Genomic DNA, 16,813 nt, shown 5'->3' with positions numbered 1-16,813 from the left:
CGCACCGCGCTCGCCCGGACCGCCGCCCTCCTGCTCGCCGCCCCGCCCGCTCCGCCGGAGCCCGCCCCCGTCCCCCTCGGGCCGGACGATTGCATGGGGGCGCCCGAGCCGACCGCCTGGGGGCCGGCGCTGCGCCTGCGGCCGCCGCTCATCGTGGCGGGCGTGCCGATGTGCTGGGACCGGCCCGCCGGCCGCCTCGGGACGGCGGCACCGGAATGGTGAGGGCGCGGCCCCGCCCCGCGCCCACCCCGCTGCCCCAGGGTCAAGTGAATCAAATTCACCTCCGGCTGCAATTTCCGCGTTTGTCGCCGACCCTGCCGGCGGGCACTCTGCCCGCAACGAAACGAGGGAGGCACCGTCGAGGACGGAAGGCGACGCGGGGATGAGCCCCGGCGCCGACGTCGCTCCCTCGTGTGCAGCGGGCCGCAACCGGCCCGTCCTGGAGGGAGGACGACATGCTTCTGACCGACAAGGTGTGCCTGATCACCGGCGCCGCTTCGCTGCGGGGCATCGGCCGCGCCACCGCGAAGCTCTTCGCGAGCCACGGCGCCAAGGTGGTGATTCTCGATCTCGATGCCGGCCAGGCCGAGGAGGCCGCGCGCTCGCTCGGCGAGGGTCACGTCGGCCTCGCCTGCAACGTCACCGACAAGGCCGCCTGCCAGGCCGCCGCCGACGAGGTGGTCGCCCGCTTCGGCCGCATCGACGTGCTGATCAACAACGCCGGCATCACCCAGCCGCTCAAGTTCATGGACATCGAGCCCGGCAACTACGACGCGGTGCTCGACGTGAACCTGCGCGGCACGCTCTACATGAGCCAGGCGGTGGTGCCGCAGATGCGCAAGCAGCAATCCGGCTCGATCGTCTGCATGTCGTCGGTCTCGGCGCAGCGCGGCGGCGGCATCTTCGGCGGCCCGCACTACAGCGCCGCCAAGGGCGGCGTGCTGGGCCTCGGCAAGGCGATGGCCCGCGAGCTCGGCCCCGACACGGTGCGGGTCAACAGCATCACCCCCGGCCTGATCCAGACCGACATCACCGGCGGCAAGCTCACCGACGAGCTGAAGGTCGAGATCGCCAAGGGCATCCCGCTCGGCCGCCTCGGCGTCGCCGACGACGTGGCCAATGCCTGCCTGTTCCTCGCCTCCGACCTCTCCTCCTACATCACCGGCGCCGTCATCGACGTGAACGGCGGCATGCTGATCCACTGAGGACGACCATCATGCCTGCCACAGAACCCGGGCAGAACAGCCCGTCGCTGGCCGAGCGCGCCTACCGCATCCGCCGCAACGCCCTCCTGATGGGCGAGGTCCAGGGCCAGGGCTACATCGCCCAGGCGCTCGGCATCGCCGACGTGCTGGCGGTGTCGTATTTCCACGCCATGCGCTACCGGCCGGACGATCCGGAATGGGAGGGGCGCGACCGCTTCCTGCTCTCGATCGGCCACTACGCCATCGCGCTCTACGCCGCGCTCCTCGAGGCCGGGATCCTGCCTGAGGACGAGCTGACGAGCTACGGCGCCGACGACAGCCGCCTGCCGATGTCCGGCATGGCCGCCTACACCCCCGGCATGGAGATCACCGGCGGCTCGCTCGGCCAGGGCCTGGCGCTGGCGGTCGGCTTCTGCCTGGGGCTCAAGCGCAAGAAGTCGGACTCGTTCGTCTACTGCCTGATCTCCGACGGCGAGCTCGGCGAGGGCTCGATCTGGGAGGGCGCCTGGTCGGCGAGCCACTGGAAGCTCGACAACCTGATCGCCATCGTCGACGTCAACAACCAGCAGGCCGACGGCCCGGCCTCGCAGGTCACCGGCTTCGAGCCGGCGGCGTCGCGCTTCGAATCCTTCGGCTGGCACGTCCAGCGGGTCGACGGCAACGACATCGACGCCCTCGTCCAGGCCTTCGACGCGGCCAAGGCCTGCTCGGAGCAGAAGCCCCGCATCATCATCTGCGACACCAAGATGGCGAAGGGCATCCCGTTCCTGGAAGCGCGCGAGCGCAACCACTTCCTGCGGGTGGAGCCGCAGGAATGGCAGGACGCGATCAAGATCCTGGATGCCGGGAGGCCCGCATGAAACGCTCGAAGTACACGCGCCCGGCCTGGCTCTCCGAGGCCAACACGGGTGAACGGCTGACCACCTCGGCGATGATCGCGTCGCTGGCCGGCCCCGACCAGCGCACCGCCCCGGCCCCGTTCGGCCACGCGCTCGCCAAGCTCGCCGAGGAGCGGCCGGAGATCGTCGGGCTCACCGCCGATCTCGGCAAGTACACCGACCTGCACATCTTCGCCCAGAAGCACCCCGAGCGCTTCTACCAGATGGGCATGGCCGAGCAGCTGCTGATCAGCGCCGCCGCCGGCATGGCGCGCGAGGGCTTCCAGCCCTTCGCCACCACCTACGCGGTGTTCGCGGCGCGGCGCGCCTACGACTTCATCTGCATGGCGATCGCGGAGGAGAACCTCGACGTCAAGATCGTCTGCGCCCTGCCCGGCCTCACCACCGGCTACGGCCCGAGCCACCAGGCGACGGAGGACATCGCGATCTTCCGCGGCCTGCCCAACATGACCATCCTCGACCCCTGCGACGCGCACGAGATCGCGCAGGCCGTGCCGGCCATCGCCGATCACAAGGGGCCGGTCTACATGCGGCTCCTGCGCGGCAACGTGCCCCTGGTGCTCGACGAGTACGGCTACAAGTTCGAACTCGGCAAGGCCAAGACGATCCGCGACGGCAACGACGTCCTGATCATCTCGACCGGGCTGATGACCATGCGGGCCCTCGAGGCGGCCGACGCCCTGAAGGACGACAAGATCGACGTCTCGGTCCTGCACGTCCCGACGATCAAGCCGCTCGACACGCAGACCATCCTGCGCGAGGCCGGCAAGGGCGGGCGCCTGGTGGTGGTGGCCGAGAACCACACGGTCGTCGGCGGCCTCGGCGAGGCGGTGGCGGGGCTCCTGATGCGCTCCGGCACGGTGCCCAAGGCCTTCCGCCAGGTCGGCCTGCCGGACGAGTTCCTGGATGCCGGCGCCCTGCCGACCCTCCACGACCGCTACGGCATCTCGACCGGCGCCATGGTGCGGAGCATCCGCGAATGGCTGTGAGCGCCGAGCGCCCCGTCGCTTTCGTCGGCCTCGGCTCGATGGGCCTGCCGATGGCCCGCAACCTCGTGCGCCACGGCCTTCCCGTCCGCGGCTTCGACGTGCGGGCCGAGGGACGCGCCGCTTTCGCGCAATCCGGCGGCACCCCCGCCGAGACGATCGCGGCAGCCGCCGACGGCGCCGGGGCGCTGGTGCTGATGGTGGTCAATGCCGACCAGGCGGAGGCCATCCTGTTCGGCGAGGGCGCGCTCGAGCGCCTCGCCGCCGACGCCTCGGTGGTGCTGATGGCGACCTGCCCGCCGGCCGCCGTCGCGGCTCTGGCGAAGCGGGTGAGCGCGACCGGCCGGGCCTTCGTCGACGCCCCCGTCTCCGGCGGGGTCGTCGGCGCCGAGGCCGGGACGCTGACCATCATGGCGGCGGCGCCCGCCGCCGTGATGTCCGAGGTGCGCCCGCTGCTCGCGGCCATGGGCGACAAGGTGTTCCATGTCGGGCCCGAGCCCGGCCAGGGCGCCACCATGAAGGCGGTCAACCAGCTGCTCTGCGGGGTCAACCTCGCGGCGGCGGCGGAAGCCCTGTCGCTCGCCGCCAAGGTCGGGATCGACGGCGCGACGGCGCTCGAGATCGTCTCGGGCTCGTCCGCCTCGAGCTGGATGCTGCGCGACCGCGGGCCCCGGATGCTGGAGGAGACCCCGCGGGTCACCAGCGCGGTCGACATCTTCGTCAAGGATCTCGGCATCGTGCTGGAGGCCGGGCGCAGCGAGAAGGCGGCGCTGCCGCTGGCGGCCTTGGCGCATCAGCTCTTCCTCGCGGCTTCCAGCCGTGGGGCGGGCGCCGAGGACGACAGCCAGGTCATCGGCTCCTACCGGGCGCTCAACGGCAAGTAATGACCCGATCTCCCCTCCCCACAACTCGCAGCGATACCGGGCAAGCCCGGGATCGCCTGGGGAGGGGAAGGCGCTTCATTTTCAGAGGCCGGCCCAACCGGCCCATCCCCCCATCCCCGAGGAAACCCTCATGAGCCACACCCTCTCCCGCCGCACGCTGCTTGCCGGCGCCGCCGCCGTCCCCCTCGCCACGGTGTTCACCCGCCCGGTGCGCGCCGCCGAGTTCGAGTACAAGCTCGCCACCGGCCAGGACCCGACCCACCCGGTCAACATCCGCGCCCAGGAAGCGCTGACCCGCATCCGCGAGGCCTCGAACGGCCGGCTCGACATCAAGCTCTTCCCGGCCAACCAGCTCGGCTCCGACACCGATCTGCTGTCGCAGGTGCGCAACGGCAGCGTCGAGTTCTTCAACCTCTCGACCTCGATCCTCTCGACCTTCGTCGCCGCCGCGGCGCTGCCGAATACCGGCTTCGCGTTCAAGGACTACGACGACGTCTGGAAGGCGATGGACGGCGGGCTCGGGACCTACGTCCGCGAGCAGATCGCCAAGACGCCGATCCAGACTGTCTCGAAGGCGTGGGACAACGGCTTCCGCCACATCACCTCCTCGACCCGCGAGATCAGGACGCCGGAGGACCTCAAGGGCTTCAAGATCCGCGTCCCGCCGTCGCCGATGCTGACCTCGCTGTTCAAGTCGCTCGACGCCGGCGCCGCCCCGCTCAACTTCAACGAGCTGTATTCGGCGCTGCAGACCAAGATCTTCGAGGGCCAAGAGAACCCCCTCGCCATCACGGCGACGACCCGGCTCTACGAGGTGCAGAAGAGCTGCAGCCTGACCGGCCACGTCTGGGACGGCTACTGGATCCTCGGCAACAAGAAGGCGATGCAGCGCCTGCCGGAGGACCTGCGCACCCTCGTCTCCCGCGAGCTCGACCGCTCGGCCGACGACCAGCGCGTCGACATCGTGAAGCTCAGCGCCTCCCTGCGCCAGGACCTCGGAGCCAAGGGAATCACCTTCATCGACGTCGACCGCCAGAAGTTTCGCGATGCGCTCGGCCGCACGACCTTCTACAAGGACTGGAAGACCAAGTACGGCGACGCGGCCTGGGAGCACCTCGAGGCGGTCTCCGGCAAGCTGGCCTGAGGGAGGCGCACGATGCATGTCGATATCGCGACGGAGACGCCGGCCCTGCCGGCGGCCTCCGCCAAGCGCGCCTGGGCGCGCACGCTCGACAAAGCCCTCGGCCCGCTGATCGAGATCCCGGCCGCCCTCCTGGTGGTGGCCGAGGTCGTGGTGCTGCTCGCCGGCGTCGTCAGCCGCTACGTCTTCCACTCGCCGATCGTGTGGTCGGACGAGCTCGCCTCGATCCTGTTCCTGTGGCTCGCCATGCTGGGCTCGGTGGTGGCCTACCGCCGCGCCGAGCACATGCGGATGACGGCGCTGGTCAGCATGGCCTCGGTGAAGACCCAGGCCTTCCTGGAGGCGGTGGCGCTCGCCGCCGGCCTCGCCTTCGTGGTGATGCTGCTGCATCCGGCCTACGAGTTCGCGGCGGAAGAGATCTTCGTCCAGACGCCGGCGCTCGAGATCACAAACGCCTGGCGGGCCGCGGCCCTGCCGGTCGGCTTCGGCCTGATGCTGGTCGTGGCGGCGCTCCGGCTGATCGAGTGCGCCGACTGGCGCCACGCGGTCGGGGCGCTCGCCGTCACCGCCCTCGTCGTCGTGGCGCTGATGCTGGCCGAGCCGCTGCTGCGCACGCTCGGCAACTGGAACCTGCTGATCTTCTTCGTCATCGGCGTCGGCGCGCTGGTCTTCACCGGCGTGCCGATCGCCTTCGCGTTCGGGCTCGCCACCTTCGGCTACCTGATGCTCACCACCCGGGCCCCCGCCATGGTGGTGGTCGGGCGCATGGACGAGGGGATGAGCCACCTCATCCTGCTCGCCGTGCCGCTCTTCGTGTTCCTCGGCCTGCTCATCGAGATGACCGGCATGGCGAAAGCCATGGTGGGCTTCCTCGCGAGCATGCTCGGCCACGTCCGCGGCGGCCTGCACTACGTGCTCGTCGGCGCGATGTACCTCGTCTCGGGCATCTCGGGCTCCAAGGCCGCCGACATGGCGGCGGTGGCCCCGGTGCTGTTTCCCGAGATGAAGAAGCGCGGCGCCAAGGAGGGCGACCTCGTGGCGCTGCTCGCCGCCACCGGCGCCCAGACCGAGACCATCCCGCCGAGCCTCGTGCTGATCACCATCGGGTCGGTGACCGGCGTGTCGATCACCGCGCTCTTCACCGGCGGCCTCCTGCCCGGCGTCGTGCTCGGCGTCACGCTGTGCATGCTGGTCTGGTGGCGCTACCGCGGCGAGGACCTGAGCCACGTCCGCCGCGCCACCAAGGGCGAGGTCGGCAAGGCGCTCGTCATCGCCTTCCCGGCGATCGCGCTGCCCTTCGTCATCCGCGCCGCGGTGGTCGAGGGCGTGGCGACCGCCACGGAGGTCTCGACGATCGGCATCGTCTACGCGATCCTCGCCGGCCTGCTGATCTATCGCCAGTTCGACTGGCGCCGGGTCTACCCGATGCTGGTCGCGACCGCCTCCCTGTCGGGAGCGATCCTGCTGATCATCGGGGCGGCGACCGGCATGGCCTGGGCGCTGACCCAGTCGGGCTTCTCGCAGAGCCTCGCCGTGATGATGAAGAGCCTGCCCGGCGGGGCGCTCGGCTTCCTGGTCGTCTCGGCGGTGGCCTTCGTGATCCTCGGCTCGGTGCTCGAGGGCATCCCGGCGATCGTGCTGTTCGGGCCGCTGCTGTTCCCGATCGCCCGCCAGGTCGGCGTGCACGAGGTGCACTACGCGATGGTGGTGATCCTGGCGATGGGCGTCGGCCTGTTCGCGCCGCCCTTCGGCGTCGGGTACTACGCCGCCTGCGCGATCAGCCGGATCCACCCCGATGCCGGCATCCGGCCGATCATCGGCTACATGGCGGCGCTGCTCGTCGGCCTCGTGGTGGTGATCCTGGTGCCGTGGATCTCGATCGGGTTCCTGCACTGAGCGGACGTCGGGACCGGACGAGACGGTCCCGACACCCTCGCCGGGTCATCCCGGGCCCGCGCGGCGGAGCCCGGGACGACCCGCGGAATGGGACGAGGAGCGCCCGCGGACGTCGAACGCGCCCGATCCTCTCGGCCCTACTCCGCCGCCTTCGCCAATGCCTTCTGGTAGGCGCCGCTCTTCAGGGTCCTCGTCAGCCACTCGTCGACCGCCGCCTTCAGCGCCGGGTCGCGGGTCATCCAGTAGGCCTTGTCGGCCTTGTCGAAGGTGTCGGGCACGGCGGCCGGGCAGAGCACCCCGGCGTTGAGCCGCGACTGATAGTCGACCTCGGCGCCGTCGGTGACCATCAGGTCGGCCCGGCCCTCGGCCACCTCCTTGAAGATGGCGCGGTTGTCGGGAAACACCCGCACCGAGGCGTGCGGGAAGTTGGCGTCGGCGAAGCGCTGGTTGGTGCCGCCGGGATTGACCACGACGCGGACCTCCGGCTTGTCGATGTCCTTGATCGTGACGAAGCGGCCCTTGTCGGCGCAGCGCACGATCGGGCGCTTGCCGTCGGTCAGGACCGGCACCGAGAAGTCGGCCACCGAGGCCCGGTCGGGCGTGACGCTGACCCCGCCCATCGCGACGTCGTAGCGGTCGGCGAGGAGGTCGTCCTTCAGGGTTTTCCAGGTCGTCGGCACGATCTCGACCTTGACGCCCAGCGCCCGGGCGAGCTCGCCCGCCATCACCACGTCGGCCCCCTTGATGCTGCCGTCGGGCAAGCGCAGGGAATACGGCGCGTAGTCGCCGGTCAGGCCGACCCGCAGGGTGCCGTCCTGCTTGATCGCGGCGAGCGGCCGCGCCTGCGCCGGCACCGCCGCCAGCGCGGCCAGAACGTACATGGCACCCACGAACTTGCGCATCGTCACCGCCCTGACCTTCTGCGTCGTCGTCAATTGTTCTGTCGTACGGATATCGCACCGGTCCGGTAAAGCCCGGATGACGCCCCGGCCACAGGTCGAACGATCGCAGGCGGTTGACTCGCGGGGCCGGCACCGGCTCTCACCGCGCCCATGGCCTCTTCGTCGGACAGCCCGTCTCCTCTCCTGCGCCTCCTCGCACGCCAGCGTCCGCGCCTGACCCAGAGCCTGCGGATGACCGCGGCGAGCCTCGCGACCTTCCTGCTCGCCGAGTCCCTCGGGCTGCCGCAGGCCTACTGGGCCGTCATCACCGCCCTCATCGTCACCCAGAGCAGCGTCGGCGGCTCGCTCAAGGCCGCCCTCGACCGGTTCCTCGGCTCGGTGCTCGGCGCCTGCTACGGCGGCGCCGTCGCCTTCGCGCTGCCGCATCACGGCGGCGCCTCGACGCTGCTCGCCCTCGTCGTCGCGGTCGCACCGCTCACCTTCGCGGCCGCGGTCTCGGCGGGCTTCCGCATCGCGCCGATCACCGCGATCATCGTGCTTTTGTCCACCACCGGCTCGACGCTCGGCCCCCTCGCCTTCGCCCTCGACCGGATCCTGGAGATCGGGCTCGGCTGCGTCATCGGGCTGGCGGTCTCGCTCCTGGTCGCGCCGGCCCGGGCCGCCCGGGCGGTGACCGGCCAGGCGGCCGGCCTCGCCCGGCTGCTGGCGAGCCAGCTCGCGGCGCTCGCCCGCCTCGACGTGGAGGAGACGCCGGAGGCGAAGGCCTTGCCGCCGGCGGTGCGGCGCAGCCTTTCGCGCCTCGAGACCCTGGCCGGCGAGGCAGCCCGCGAGCGCCGCAGCCGGCTCTCCGCCGCCCCCGATCCGGACCCGCTCCTGCGCACCCTGACGCGGCTGCGCCACGACCTCGTGCTGCTGCGCCGCGCCATCGCGGAGGCTGACGAGGACGTGCTGCGGGTCCACCTCGCCGAAGCCTGGGACAGGGCCGCGACCGCCGCGGCGTCCCGCCTGCGAAACCTCGCCGACGCGCTCTCGGCCGGGCGCCGGCCGGACCGGGACGGCGCCGACCTCGTGGCGGCGATCGCCGGCTACCGCGAGGCCATCGACGGGATGCGCCGGCGCCAGGTCACCCGGACGCTCTCCACCGACGGCGTCGGCCGGATCTTCTGGCTCGCCTTCACCCTGGAGCAGCTGCGCCGCAACCTCGACGACCTCGCCGAGCGGGCGGCGGACTTCGCCGGACCGGCGGCCTCGGACGGGTGAGCGCCCTCACGGCGTCCGCTTGCGCAGCACCATGTTGCCCTGGAGCAGGAATTTCTGCGCCCGCTTGCCGGTATCGACCTCGGTGGTGAAGACGTTGCCGCGGGAATCGACCGCGAGGTTGTGCACCCAGTGGAAGTCGCCGGCCATCCGGCCGTTGCGGCCGAAGCGGCCGAGGACCGCGCCGTCTTCCCGCCGCAGGGTGCGGACCTCGTTGTTGGCGCCGTCGGCGTTCATCAGGTAGCTCTGCGCCTCGTCGGGCCACAGGGCGAGCTCCCAGACCGAGCCGTTGGCCCGGGTCTGCGGCTCGACGGTGAATTCCTTCACGAAGGTGCCGTCGCGGCGAAACACCTGGACCCGGTCGTTGGTGCGGTCGCAGACGTAGACGAGGCCGTCGCGGGCGACCTGGATGCAGTGGACCGGGTTGCGGAACTGCCGGGGCAAGGGCGCCGCCGGGTCGTAGGGGCCGAGCGCCTCGTCGGTCGGCGGCGCGCCGTAGGCGCCCCACATCCGCTTGAAGGCGCCCGTCTCGGCGTCGAACACGATGACCCGGTGGTTGTAGTAGCCGTCGGCGACGTAGAGCTCGTTCGTCTCCGGGTCGACCTGCATGTTGGCCGGGCGGCCGAGCCGCGTGGTGTCGCGGCTGTCGGTCTGCGGCCCGGACTTGCCGATCTGCATCACGAAGCGGCCGTCCTGGGTGAACTTCAGGATCTGGCCGTCCTGCTCGCCGTTGCCGGCGAGCCAGACGAAGCCCTTGTGGTCGATGTGGATGCCGTGCTCGTTCTGCGGCCAGTCGTAGCCCTGGCCGGGCCCGCCCCAGGACTTGATCAGGGTACCGTCCTGGTCGAACACCAGCACCGGCGGGGCCGGGACACAGCAGCGGGTGCGCGGGGGGGGTGAGGCTCGCGGCCTTCTCGTCGTCGGTCAGGGTGCGCGGGCGCTGGATCACCCAGACGTTGTCCTGGGCATCCACCGCGACGCCCGCGGCCTGGCCCATGATCCAGTTGTTCGGCAGCGGCTTCGGCCAGGCCGGATCGACCCGGAAGGCCGGCGGCTCCTCGGCGTGGGCCGGGCCGGCGAGCGGACCCGCCCAGACGAGAGGCCCCGCGCAGACGAGGGCGACGAGGACGGCGATCCGGCGCATGACTTCCTCCCGGTCCGGTTGTTGCCGGTACTGTAGAGGAGGAAGGCCCGGGCGCACCAGCGCCGGTGCGGCGGAGAGGCCGAAGGGAAGCCCGGCCTCACGGAAGCGGCGGCGGGGTCGCCCCCGCCGCCGCGTTCCTCACTGATGATCGATCGCTAGGATCAGCGACGCTCGGTGCCGAGCGGCTGACGGGCCGGAGGCAGTTCGTCCTCGAGGCCGAGGCCCCGCTCCCGGGTGGTGCCGGGCAGGCCGGCATCGACCGTCCGGGCGGTCGGCGCGGCGCCCGCGGCGAACGGCATGCCGCCGGTGTTGAGGCCGGTGGTGGTGCTGCCGGCCGCGCCGACCGCCGACGAACCACCGGCGACCGTCGCCGGGTTGGTCAGCGAGGGCGCGGTCTCGTCGTGCCGCCCGGTCCAGCCGTCCTGGCGCCAGGTCTTGGCGCGGTCATCCATGTCGATCGAGCCGTGCTCCTTGAGGATCGAGTAGACACGGTCGGCATGGGTGTCGTCGGCCCGCACGGTCACCAGGGTGCCGCCGCGGCGCACGCCCTCGGCGTAGCTGTGGGCGTGCTCCTCGCTGAGGCCCGCGCCGGTGAGCGAGCCGATCAGGCCGCCCGCCGCGGCGCCGACGCCGGCGCCGGCGAGCGTCGCGACGAGCCAGCCGGCGGCGACCACCGGGCCGACGCCCGGGATGGCGAGCAGGCCGAGGCCGGTGAGCAGGCCGGCGCCGCCGCCGAGCACGGTGCCGACCGACGCGCCGGCGCCGGCGCCGTTCGTGGCGTCGTGCGCGGTCTCGCCGGTCGTCGTGGTGGTGGTGCCGTCACGCGTGCCGAGGTGGCCGGAATAGCGGTCGCCCTGGTTGTTGGCCACGATGCTGATGTCGGCGTGGGGCACGCCGGCCGCCTCCACCTTGCGCACCGCCGCGGAGGCGTCGTCGTAGCTGTCGAACAGGGCCGTGAGGGTACGGGTCGCCATGGGCATCGTCCTTGTGTTCGGGGAGAGGGAGGGCAGCTGCGAGGGACCGCCTTACCGGGCGGTCGAGACGTTGCCCTTGAAGTCGAGGCCGACCATCACGGTGTTGCCGGCCTGCATGGCCTGGCCGCGCCAGATGCCCTGGTCGTCCTTCTTGAGCTCCTTCACGTCCTTGAAGCCGGCCTGCTCCATGCGGCTACGGGCCTGGGCCTCGGTGAAGCTGTTGGCGCCGGGCTCGAGCTTGGCGTTGGTGGCGACCGTGCCGGTGGAGCCCGGGTTGTTCTTGTCCATCATGTCGGTGTTGGGCCGGGTCACCGCCTCCTGGCCCTGCGACTGGGTGCTGGGCTTGGCGTCGCGGGCCGGATCGCCCGTCACGGTGGTCTGGGCCTGCGCCGCGCCGGCGCCGAGCATGCCGAGGGCCGCGAGGGTGATGAGGGTCTTGCGCATGGTCTCCTCGAACCTTGTCTGAGCGATCGATGCCATCTCAATCATTGCCGCGCGTCTTGGTTCCGCAGGAGGAACGTCGTGGATCGGTCTTATTGCGGACAATAGAGAGGGAACCGTCGAGCTTGTCCCGATTTCCGTGGGATTACATTGCGCGCCATGATGCGATGCACAAAATCACGTCGGGAAAATCGTTCCGTCGGCGAGTGGATTATTATGGGAGGGGCGCTCGCGCGGCGTGCCGCCGAGTCCGGTCGCGACGGCCCTCTCCAGGCGCATTAACCATTCCCTAACCATGAACCCGGCAGGAATTGCCGGGTGGCGGTGGGGTGTGGGATCGACATGAGCGAGACGGGGGCCCTCGGCGCAGGCCGCATCTTCGCGCTGCCGTCGCGGGCGGATCTGGTCGCGCTCACGCGGCGCAGCGACCTGGTGCTGGCGGTCTCGGTGCTCGCCATCCTGGTGGTGCTGATCTTCCCGCTGCCGGCGCTCCTGCTCGACCTGCTGCTCGCGGTCTCGATCATCCTGTCGGTCCTGATCCTGATGACCGGCCTGTTCATCGAGAACCCGCTCGAGTTCACGGTCTTCCCGACTGTGCTGCTCATCACCACGATGCTGCGGCTGGCGCTCAACCTCGCCTCGACGCGGCTGATCCTCGGCCACGGCCACGAGGGCACGGCGGCGGCCGGCCACGTCATCGAGGCCTTCGGCCACTTCGTGATGGGCGGCAACTTCCTGATCGGGATCATCGTCTTCGCGATCCTGATCATCGTGAACTTCGTCGTCATCACCAAGGGCTCGGGGCGCATCGCCGAGGTCGCGGCCCGCTTCTCCCTCGACGCGATGCCCGGCAAGCAGATGGCGATCGACGCCGACCTCTCGGCCGGCCTCATCGACGAGAAGACCGCCCGGTCGCGCCGCCAGTCGCTCGAGGACGAATCCTCGTTCTTCGGCGCCATGGACGGCGCCTCGAAATTCGTGCGCGGCGACGCGATCGCGGCGCTCCTCATCACGGTCATCAACGTGGTGGGCGGGATCATCATCGGCGTCGCCCAGCAGGGCCTGACCTTCGCGGAGGCCGGCAAGACCTACACGCTGCTGACCGTGGGCGACGGCCTGGTGAGCCAGGTCCCGGCGCTGGTCGTCTCGACCGCCGCCGGCCTCCTCGTCTCCAAGGCCGGCGTGCGCGGCCCGGCGAGCCGGGCGCTGGGGCGCCAGATCGCCAACTATCCCAAGGCGCTCGGCATGTCGGCCGCGGTGATGATCCTGATCGGGCTCCTGCCCGGCATCCCGATGCTGCCGTTCCTCGCGCTCGGCTTCGGCGCCGCCTACCTCGCCCGCCGCATCGCCCTCCTGCCGACCCCCGCGCAGGCCGACGCCGCGGAGGCCAAGGCCGCTGAGGCGACCGCCGCGGAGGCCAAGGAGGAGACGGCGGCCGACCTCCTCAAGCTCGACGACCTCAAGCTCGAGATGGGCTACGCCCTCCTGTCCCTCGTCAACGGGCCGGCCGGCCAGGACCGCCTCACCGACCAGATTCGGGCCCTGCGCCGCCAGCTCGCGGCGGAACTCGGCTTCGTGATGCCCTCGGTGCGCATCCTCGACAACGTCCAGCTCGAGGCCCACACCTACGTGGTCCGGGTCAAGGAGATCGAGGCCGGCACCGGCCAGATTTTCCCGGGCCAGTTCATGGCGATGGACCCGATGGGCGGCCAGGTGCAGCTGCCCGGCCAGCACCTGATGGAGCCGACCTTCGGGCTGCCGGCGACCTGGGTCGACGCGGCGTTGCGCGACGAGGCCCAGCTCAAGGGCTACACCGTGGTCGACGCCGCCACCGTGGTCTCGACCCACCTCACCGAGGTGATCAAGGCCCACGTCTCCGACCTCCTCAACCACGTCGAGGTGCAGAAGCTCCTGAAGGAGCTGCCCAAGGAGCACGGCGAGCTCCTCAAGGAGGTGGTGCCGAGCCAGATCGCCACCACGGGGATCCAGCGGGTGCTGCAATACCTGCTCTCCGAGCGGGTCTCGATCCGCGACCTCGGCACCATCGTGGAGGGCATCGCCGAGGTCGCCGGCCACATCAAGAACCCGCGCGACATCGTCGAGCACGTCCGCGCCCGCCTGGGCCGCCAGATCTGCGCCCAGTACCAGGGGCCGGGCGGCGTCCTGCCGATCATCACCCTCTCGCCGGCCTGGGAGACCGCCTTCATGGAGGCGATCGTCGGCCACGGCGACGATCGCCACCTCGCGATGCAGCCCTCCAAGCTGTCGGACTTCGTCACCACGGTGCGCGACCGCTTCGAGGAGGCGGCCCGGATCGGCGAGATGCCGGTGCTGGTCACCTCGGTCCAGGCCCGGCCCTTCGTGCGCTCGATCATCGAGCGCTTCCGCCGCGAGACCCCGGTGATGAGCCAGGCCGAGATCCACCCGCGGGCGCGGCTGAAGACCGTCGGCTCGGTGTGAGCCGCCCCGCTCCGGGCTGACGCCGCCCTCCCGCCATGCGAAAGGGAGGACAAACCACCCGGAGGATCCGATGCCGCTCTACGCCCTCGACACCGTCAGCCCGGTCGTGCCGGAGGATGCCAGCGCCTGGATCGCCCCGGATGCCCACGTGATCGGGCGGGTGCGCCTCGGCCGCGAGGTCGGGGTGTGGTTCGGCGCGGTGATCCGCGGCGACAACGAGCCGATCACGGTCGGGGACCGGACCAACGTCCAGGAGGGCGCGGTGCTCCACACCGATGCGGGCTTCCCGCTCACCCTCGGCGAGGGCATCACGGTCGGGCACGGCGCCATCGTGCACGGCTGCACGATCGGCGACAATTCGCTGATCGGGATGGGCGCGACGATCCTCAACGGGGCGAAGATCGGCCGCAACTGCCTCGTCGGCGCCAACGCGCTCGTCACCGAGGGCAAGGAATTTCCCGACAACAGCCTGATCGTCGGCGCCCCGGCCAAGGCGGTGCGGGTGCTCGACGAGGCGGCGGTGGCGGGCTTGCGCGCCTCGGCCGACCGCTACGTCGCCAACGCCAAGCGCTTCGCGCAAGGGTTGCGGCGGATCGACTGAGGCGCTCCGCCTCAGGCGGCCGCGCTCGCGCCGTCGGGCGTCGCCGCCGGGTCGGCCGTCCCCGCCGGGGCCTCGCCGGTCGAGGCGGTGTGCTCGGCGAAATGCGCGATCGGGCCGGGGCGGCCGAGGAGGTAGCCCTGCGCCTCCTGGCAGGCCTCGGCGCCCAGGAAGGCGAGCTCGGCCGAGGTCTCGACCCCCTCGGCCAGGACCGGCAGGCCGAGGCCGCGGCCCAGCCCCAGCACCGCCCGCATAATCGCGGCGGTCTCGTGGTTCACGTCGACGGCGCGGATGAACGAGCGGTCGATCTTGATCTTGTCGAACGGGAAGGCGCGCAGGTTCGACAGCGACGAGTAGCCGGTGCCGAAATCGTCCATGGCGAGGCGCACGCCGAGCGCCTTGATCCGCCGCAGGGTGGCGAGCGCCCGCACGGGATCGCGGATCAGCGCCGTCTCGGTGATCTCCAGTTCGAGCCGGGCCGGCGACAAGCCGGTGGCGACCAGGACCCCGTGGACGAGCTCGGCGAAGCCCGGGGCGTGGAGCTGGACCGGCGAGACGTTGACGGCGATGCGCAGCGGCTTGTCCCAGGAGGCGGCCTCCCGGCAGCTCTCGCGCAGCACCCACTCGCCGATGGCGAGGATGCTGCCGGTCTCCTCGGCGATCGGGATGAACAGCTCGGGCGAGACGGCGCCGCGCTCGGGATGGTGCCAGCGCAGCAGCGCCTCGAAGCCCACGATCGCGCCGCTCTCGACGCGGGTCTGCGGCTGGTAGACCATCTGCAGCTCGCCCCGCTCCACGGCGTGGCGCAGGTCGTGCTCTAGGGCGCGGCGGTCGCGGATCCGCGCGGCCAGGACCGGCTCGAAGAAGTGGAAGGTTCCCCGCCCCCGGCTCTTGGCGCAGTAGAGCGCGGCATCGGCGTGGTTGAGCAGGGTCTGGCCGTCCTGCGCGTCGTCCGGGCAGAGCGCGATGCCGATGCTGGTCGCCAGGAGCGGCCCGTTCCCCGCCCGGGCGTTGCCCTCCCGGATCACCCGCAGGATCTCCTCGGCGAGCCGGCCCGCCTCCGCCGCGCCCGAGACGCCCGGCATCAGGATCGCGAACTCGTCGCCGCCCAGGCGCGCCATGACCTGGCGCGGCCCGAGCGACGGCGCGGTCCAGCGCGCCAGGGCCTGCAGCAGACCGTCGCCCATGGCGTGGCCGTAGAGGTCGTTGACGTCCTTGAACCGGTCGAGGTCGAGACAGAGCACCGCCACCATCCGGCCGGAATCCCGCGACGCGGCGATCGCCTCGTCCAGGCGGGCGCGGAAGGTCGCGCGGTTGGGAAGCCCCGTGAGGGTGTCGTGATGGGCCAGGAACGCGATGTGCCGCTCGGCCTCGCGCCGCGCCCGCAGGTCGCGGAACGCGATGGCGTGGCAGGGCCGGCTGCCGAGCGGGCGGCGGATCACGTCGACCGGCCGCGTCGTCCCGTCCGCCCCGGTCAGCTCGGCCTCGACGACCCGCCCGACCGGGCCGGCATCGAGCTGGCGCATCGTCGCCGCGGGCAGGATCTCGGCGATCGACCGGCCGACCAGCGCGGCCGGCGCCCGGCCGATCAGCTCGGCGAGGCTGGTGTTGACGGTGACGATGCGGCCCGCCTCGACCACCGCCAGCCCCTCGACCGCGGCATCCGCGAGGCTGTGCATCAGTTCCTGCGCCTCGCGCCGGCGGCGCATCCGCCCGTCGAGGGTCAGGCCCGCGAAGACGAGGACGAGGAGCGTCAGGCTGGCAAAGCCCAGCGAGGCGGCGAATTCGCCGTCGACGGGAACGGGCGCGATCCGGCCGCCGGCGGCGGCGAGCCCGGCGACGTGCGGCAGCGCGCCCGCGCCGGCCAGGATCACCGCGCCGATCATGCGGCCCGCCGGGCTCTCCCGCAGGCTCAGGGAGAGGGTGAGGCCGGACAGGGCGACGGCGCCCGCAGCCGCGAGGCCGAGGGCCGCCAGCCACGCCGGCGACCCCGCGCCCGCCAGGCTCGCCGCCACGGCGGCACCGA

General features: G+C 71.6%; 13 protein-coding genes and 2 pseudogenes. 10 read left to right on the top strand and 5 right to left on the bottom strand.

Features of this window, described 5'->3' with window-relative positions; all coding sequences use genetic code 11:
* The 7 genes and pseudogenes from HPY23_RS01845 to HPY23_RS01815 form a co-directional block, all read left to right on the top strand.
* A pseudogene (locus HPY23_RS01845) lies at positions 1-222 on the top strand (CoA transferase); the annotation flags it as partial.
* A gap of 233 nt (positions 223-455) precedes the next feature.
* Entirely contained in the window at positions 456-1,205 is a 750-nt protein-coding gene (locus HPY23_RS01840; protein WP_048427963.1) for an SDR family NAD(P)-dependent oxidoreductase, read from the top strand.
* Positions 1,206-1,216: 11 nt separating this feature from the next.
* Positions 1,217-2,065, top strand: coding sequence for a transketolase (locus HPY23_RS01835; protein ID WP_060847591.1), 849 nt, complete (start codon positions 1,217-1,219; stop codon positions 2,063-2,065).
* Positions 2,062-3,093: a transketolase family protein gene (locus HPY23_RS01830; RefSeq protein ID WP_060847590.1), complete on the top strand. Its 1,032-nt coding sequence runs from the start codon at positions 2,062-2,064 to the stop codon at positions 3,091-3,093. The genes HPY23_RS01835 and HPY23_RS01830 overlap by 4 nt, the downstream gene beginning before the upstream one ends.
* Entirely contained in the window at positions 3,090-3,974 is an 885-nt protein-coding gene (locus HPY23_RS01825; RefSeq protein ID WP_200601626.1) for an NAD(P)-dependent oxidoreductase, read from the top strand. The genes HPY23_RS01830 and HPY23_RS01825 overlap by 4 nt, the downstream gene beginning before the upstream one ends.
* A gap of 130 nt (positions 3,975-4,104) precedes the next feature.
* Positions 4,105-5,118 (top strand): TRAP transporter substrate-binding protein, encoded by a 1,014-nt coding sequence (locus HPY23_RS01820; RefSeq protein WP_091887974.1) that lies wholly within the window; start codon positions 4,105-4,107, stop codon positions 5,116-5,118.
* Between the two features lie 12 nt (positions 5,119-5,130).
* On the top strand, positions 5,131-7,011 hold the full coding sequence (locus HPY23_RS01815) for a TRAP transporter large permease (protein WP_060847587.1): 1,881 nt from the start codon (positions 5,131-5,133) through the stop codon (positions 7,009-7,011).
* Positions 7,012-7,148: 137 nt separating this feature from the next.
* Here HPY23_RS01815 and HPY23_RS01810 read toward each other — a convergent pair whose 3' ends face one another.
* On the bottom strand, positions 7,149-7,913 hold the full coding sequence (locus tag HPY23_RS01810) for a transporter substrate-binding domain-containing protein (protein ID WP_060849421.1): 765 nt from the start codon (positions 7,911-7,913) through the stop codon (positions 7,149-7,151).
* A gap of 150 nt (positions 7,914-8,063) precedes the next feature.
* Here HPY23_RS01810 and HPY23_RS01805 point away from each other — a divergent pair, with 150 nt between their 5' ends.
* Positions 8,064-9,173, top strand: coding sequence for an FUSC family protein (locus tag HPY23_RS01805; protein ID WP_091887975.1), 1,110 nt, complete (start codon positions 8,064-8,066; stop codon positions 9,171-9,173).
* Positions 9,174-9,179: 6 nt separating this feature from the next.
* Here the strand turns inward: HPY23_RS01805 and HPY23_RS01800 are convergent.
* From HPY23_RS01800 to HPY23_RS01790, 3 genes and pseudogenes are all read right to left on the bottom strand, one after another.
* A pseudogene (locus HPY23_RS01800) lies at positions 9,180-10,314 on the bottom strand (NHL repeat-containing protein).
* A 161-nt stretch (positions 10,315-10,475) separates the two neighbouring features.
* On the bottom strand, positions 10,476-11,288 hold the full coding sequence (locus HPY23_RS01795) for a hypothetical protein (protein WP_091887977.1): 813 nt from the start codon (positions 11,286-11,288) through the stop codon (positions 10,476-10,478).
* Between the two features lie 51 nt (positions 11,289-11,339).
* Positions 11,340-11,732: a PepSY domain-containing protein gene (locus HPY23_RS01790; protein WP_060847583.1), complete on the bottom strand. Its 393-nt coding sequence runs from the start codon at positions 11,730-11,732 to the stop codon at positions 11,340-11,342.
* 339 nt (positions 11,733-12,071) lie between these two features.
* Here HPY23_RS01790 and flhA point away from each other — a divergent pair, with 339 nt between their 5' ends.
* Both flhA and HPY23_RS01780 read left to right on the top strand, forming a co-directional pair.
* Complete coding sequence (gene flhA / locus HPY23_RS01785) at positions 12,072-14,189, top strand: flagellar biosynthesis protein FlhA (RefSeq protein WP_060849420.1); 2,118 nt, start codon at positions 12,072-12,074, stop codon at positions 14,187-14,189.
* A 70-nt stretch (positions 14,190-14,259) separates the two neighbouring features.
* Positions 14,260-14,790, top strand: coding sequence for a gamma carbonic anhydrase family protein (locus HPY23_RS01780; protein WP_060847582.1), 531 nt, complete (start codon positions 14,260-14,262; stop codon positions 14,788-14,790).
* An 11-nt stretch (positions 14,791-14,801) separates the two neighbouring features.
* Here HPY23_RS01780 and HPY23_RS01775 read toward each other — a convergent pair.
* On the bottom strand, positions 14,802-16,813 hold a 2,012-nt coding region (locus HPY23_RS01775; protein WP_236017610.1), incomplete at its 5' end, for a putative bifunctional diguanylate cyclase/phosphodiesterase.

The organism is Methylobacterium ajmalii (assembly GCF_016613415.1).
In the GTDB taxonomy this organism is placed as follows: domain Bacteria; phylum Pseudomonadota; class Alphaproteobacteria; order Rhizobiales; family Beijerinckiaceae; genus Methylobacterium; species Methylobacterium ajmalii.
Note: the sequence above shows the minus strand (reverse complement) of the source record. Positions and strands in the feature narration are given on the sequence as shown.

What these genes read in the sequence shown, in the direction of transcription:
- HPY23_RS01840 (WP_048427963.1), top strand. Translation starts at nt 456, where the DNA reads ATGCTTCTGACCGACAAGGTGTGCCTGATCACCGGCGCCGCTTCGCTG.
- HPY23_RS01780 (WP_060847582.1), top strand. Translation starts at nt 14,260, where the DNA reads ATGCCGCTCTACGCCCTCGACACCGTCAGCCCGGTCGTGCCGGAGGAT.
- HPY23_RS01815 (WP_060847587.1), top strand. Translation starts at nt 5,131, where the DNA reads ATGCATGTCGATATCGCGACGGAGACGCCGGCCCTGCCGGCGGCCTCC.
- HPY23_RS01810 (WP_060849421.1), bottom strand. Translation starts at nt 7,913, where the DNA reads ATGCGCAAGTTCGTGGGTGCCATGTACGTTCTGGCCGCGCTGGCGGCG.
- HPY23_RS01835 (WP_060847591.1), top strand. Translation starts at nt 1,217, where the DNA reads ATGCCTGCCACAGAACCCGGGCAGAACAGCCCGTCGCTGGCCGAGCGC.
- HPY23_RS01830 (WP_060847590.1), top strand. Translation starts at nt 2,062, where the DNA reads ATGAAACGCTCGAAGTACACGCGCCCGGCCTGGCTCTCCGAGGCCAAC.
- HPY23_RS01790 (WP_060847583.1), bottom strand. Translation starts at nt 11,732, where the DNA reads ATGCGCAAGACCCTCATCACCCTCGCGGCCCTCGGCATGCTCGGCGCC.
- HPY23_RS01795 (WP_091887977.1), bottom strand. Translation starts at nt 11,288, where the DNA reads ATGGCGACCCGTACCCTCACGGCCCTGTTCGACAGCTACGACGACGCC.
- flhA (WP_060849420.1), top strand. Translation starts at nt 12,072, where the DNA reads ATGAGCGAGACGGGGGCCCTCGGCGCAGGCCGCATCTTCGCGCTGCCG.
- HPY23_RS01820 (WP_091887974.1), top strand. Translation starts at nt 4,105, where the DNA reads ATGAGCCACACCCTCTCCCGCCGCACGCTGCTTGCCGGCGCCGCCGCC.
- HPY23_RS01805 (WP_091887975.1), top strand. Translation starts at nt 8,064, where the DNA reads ATGGCCTCTTCGTCGGACAGCCCGTCTCCTCTCCTGCGCCTCCTCGCA.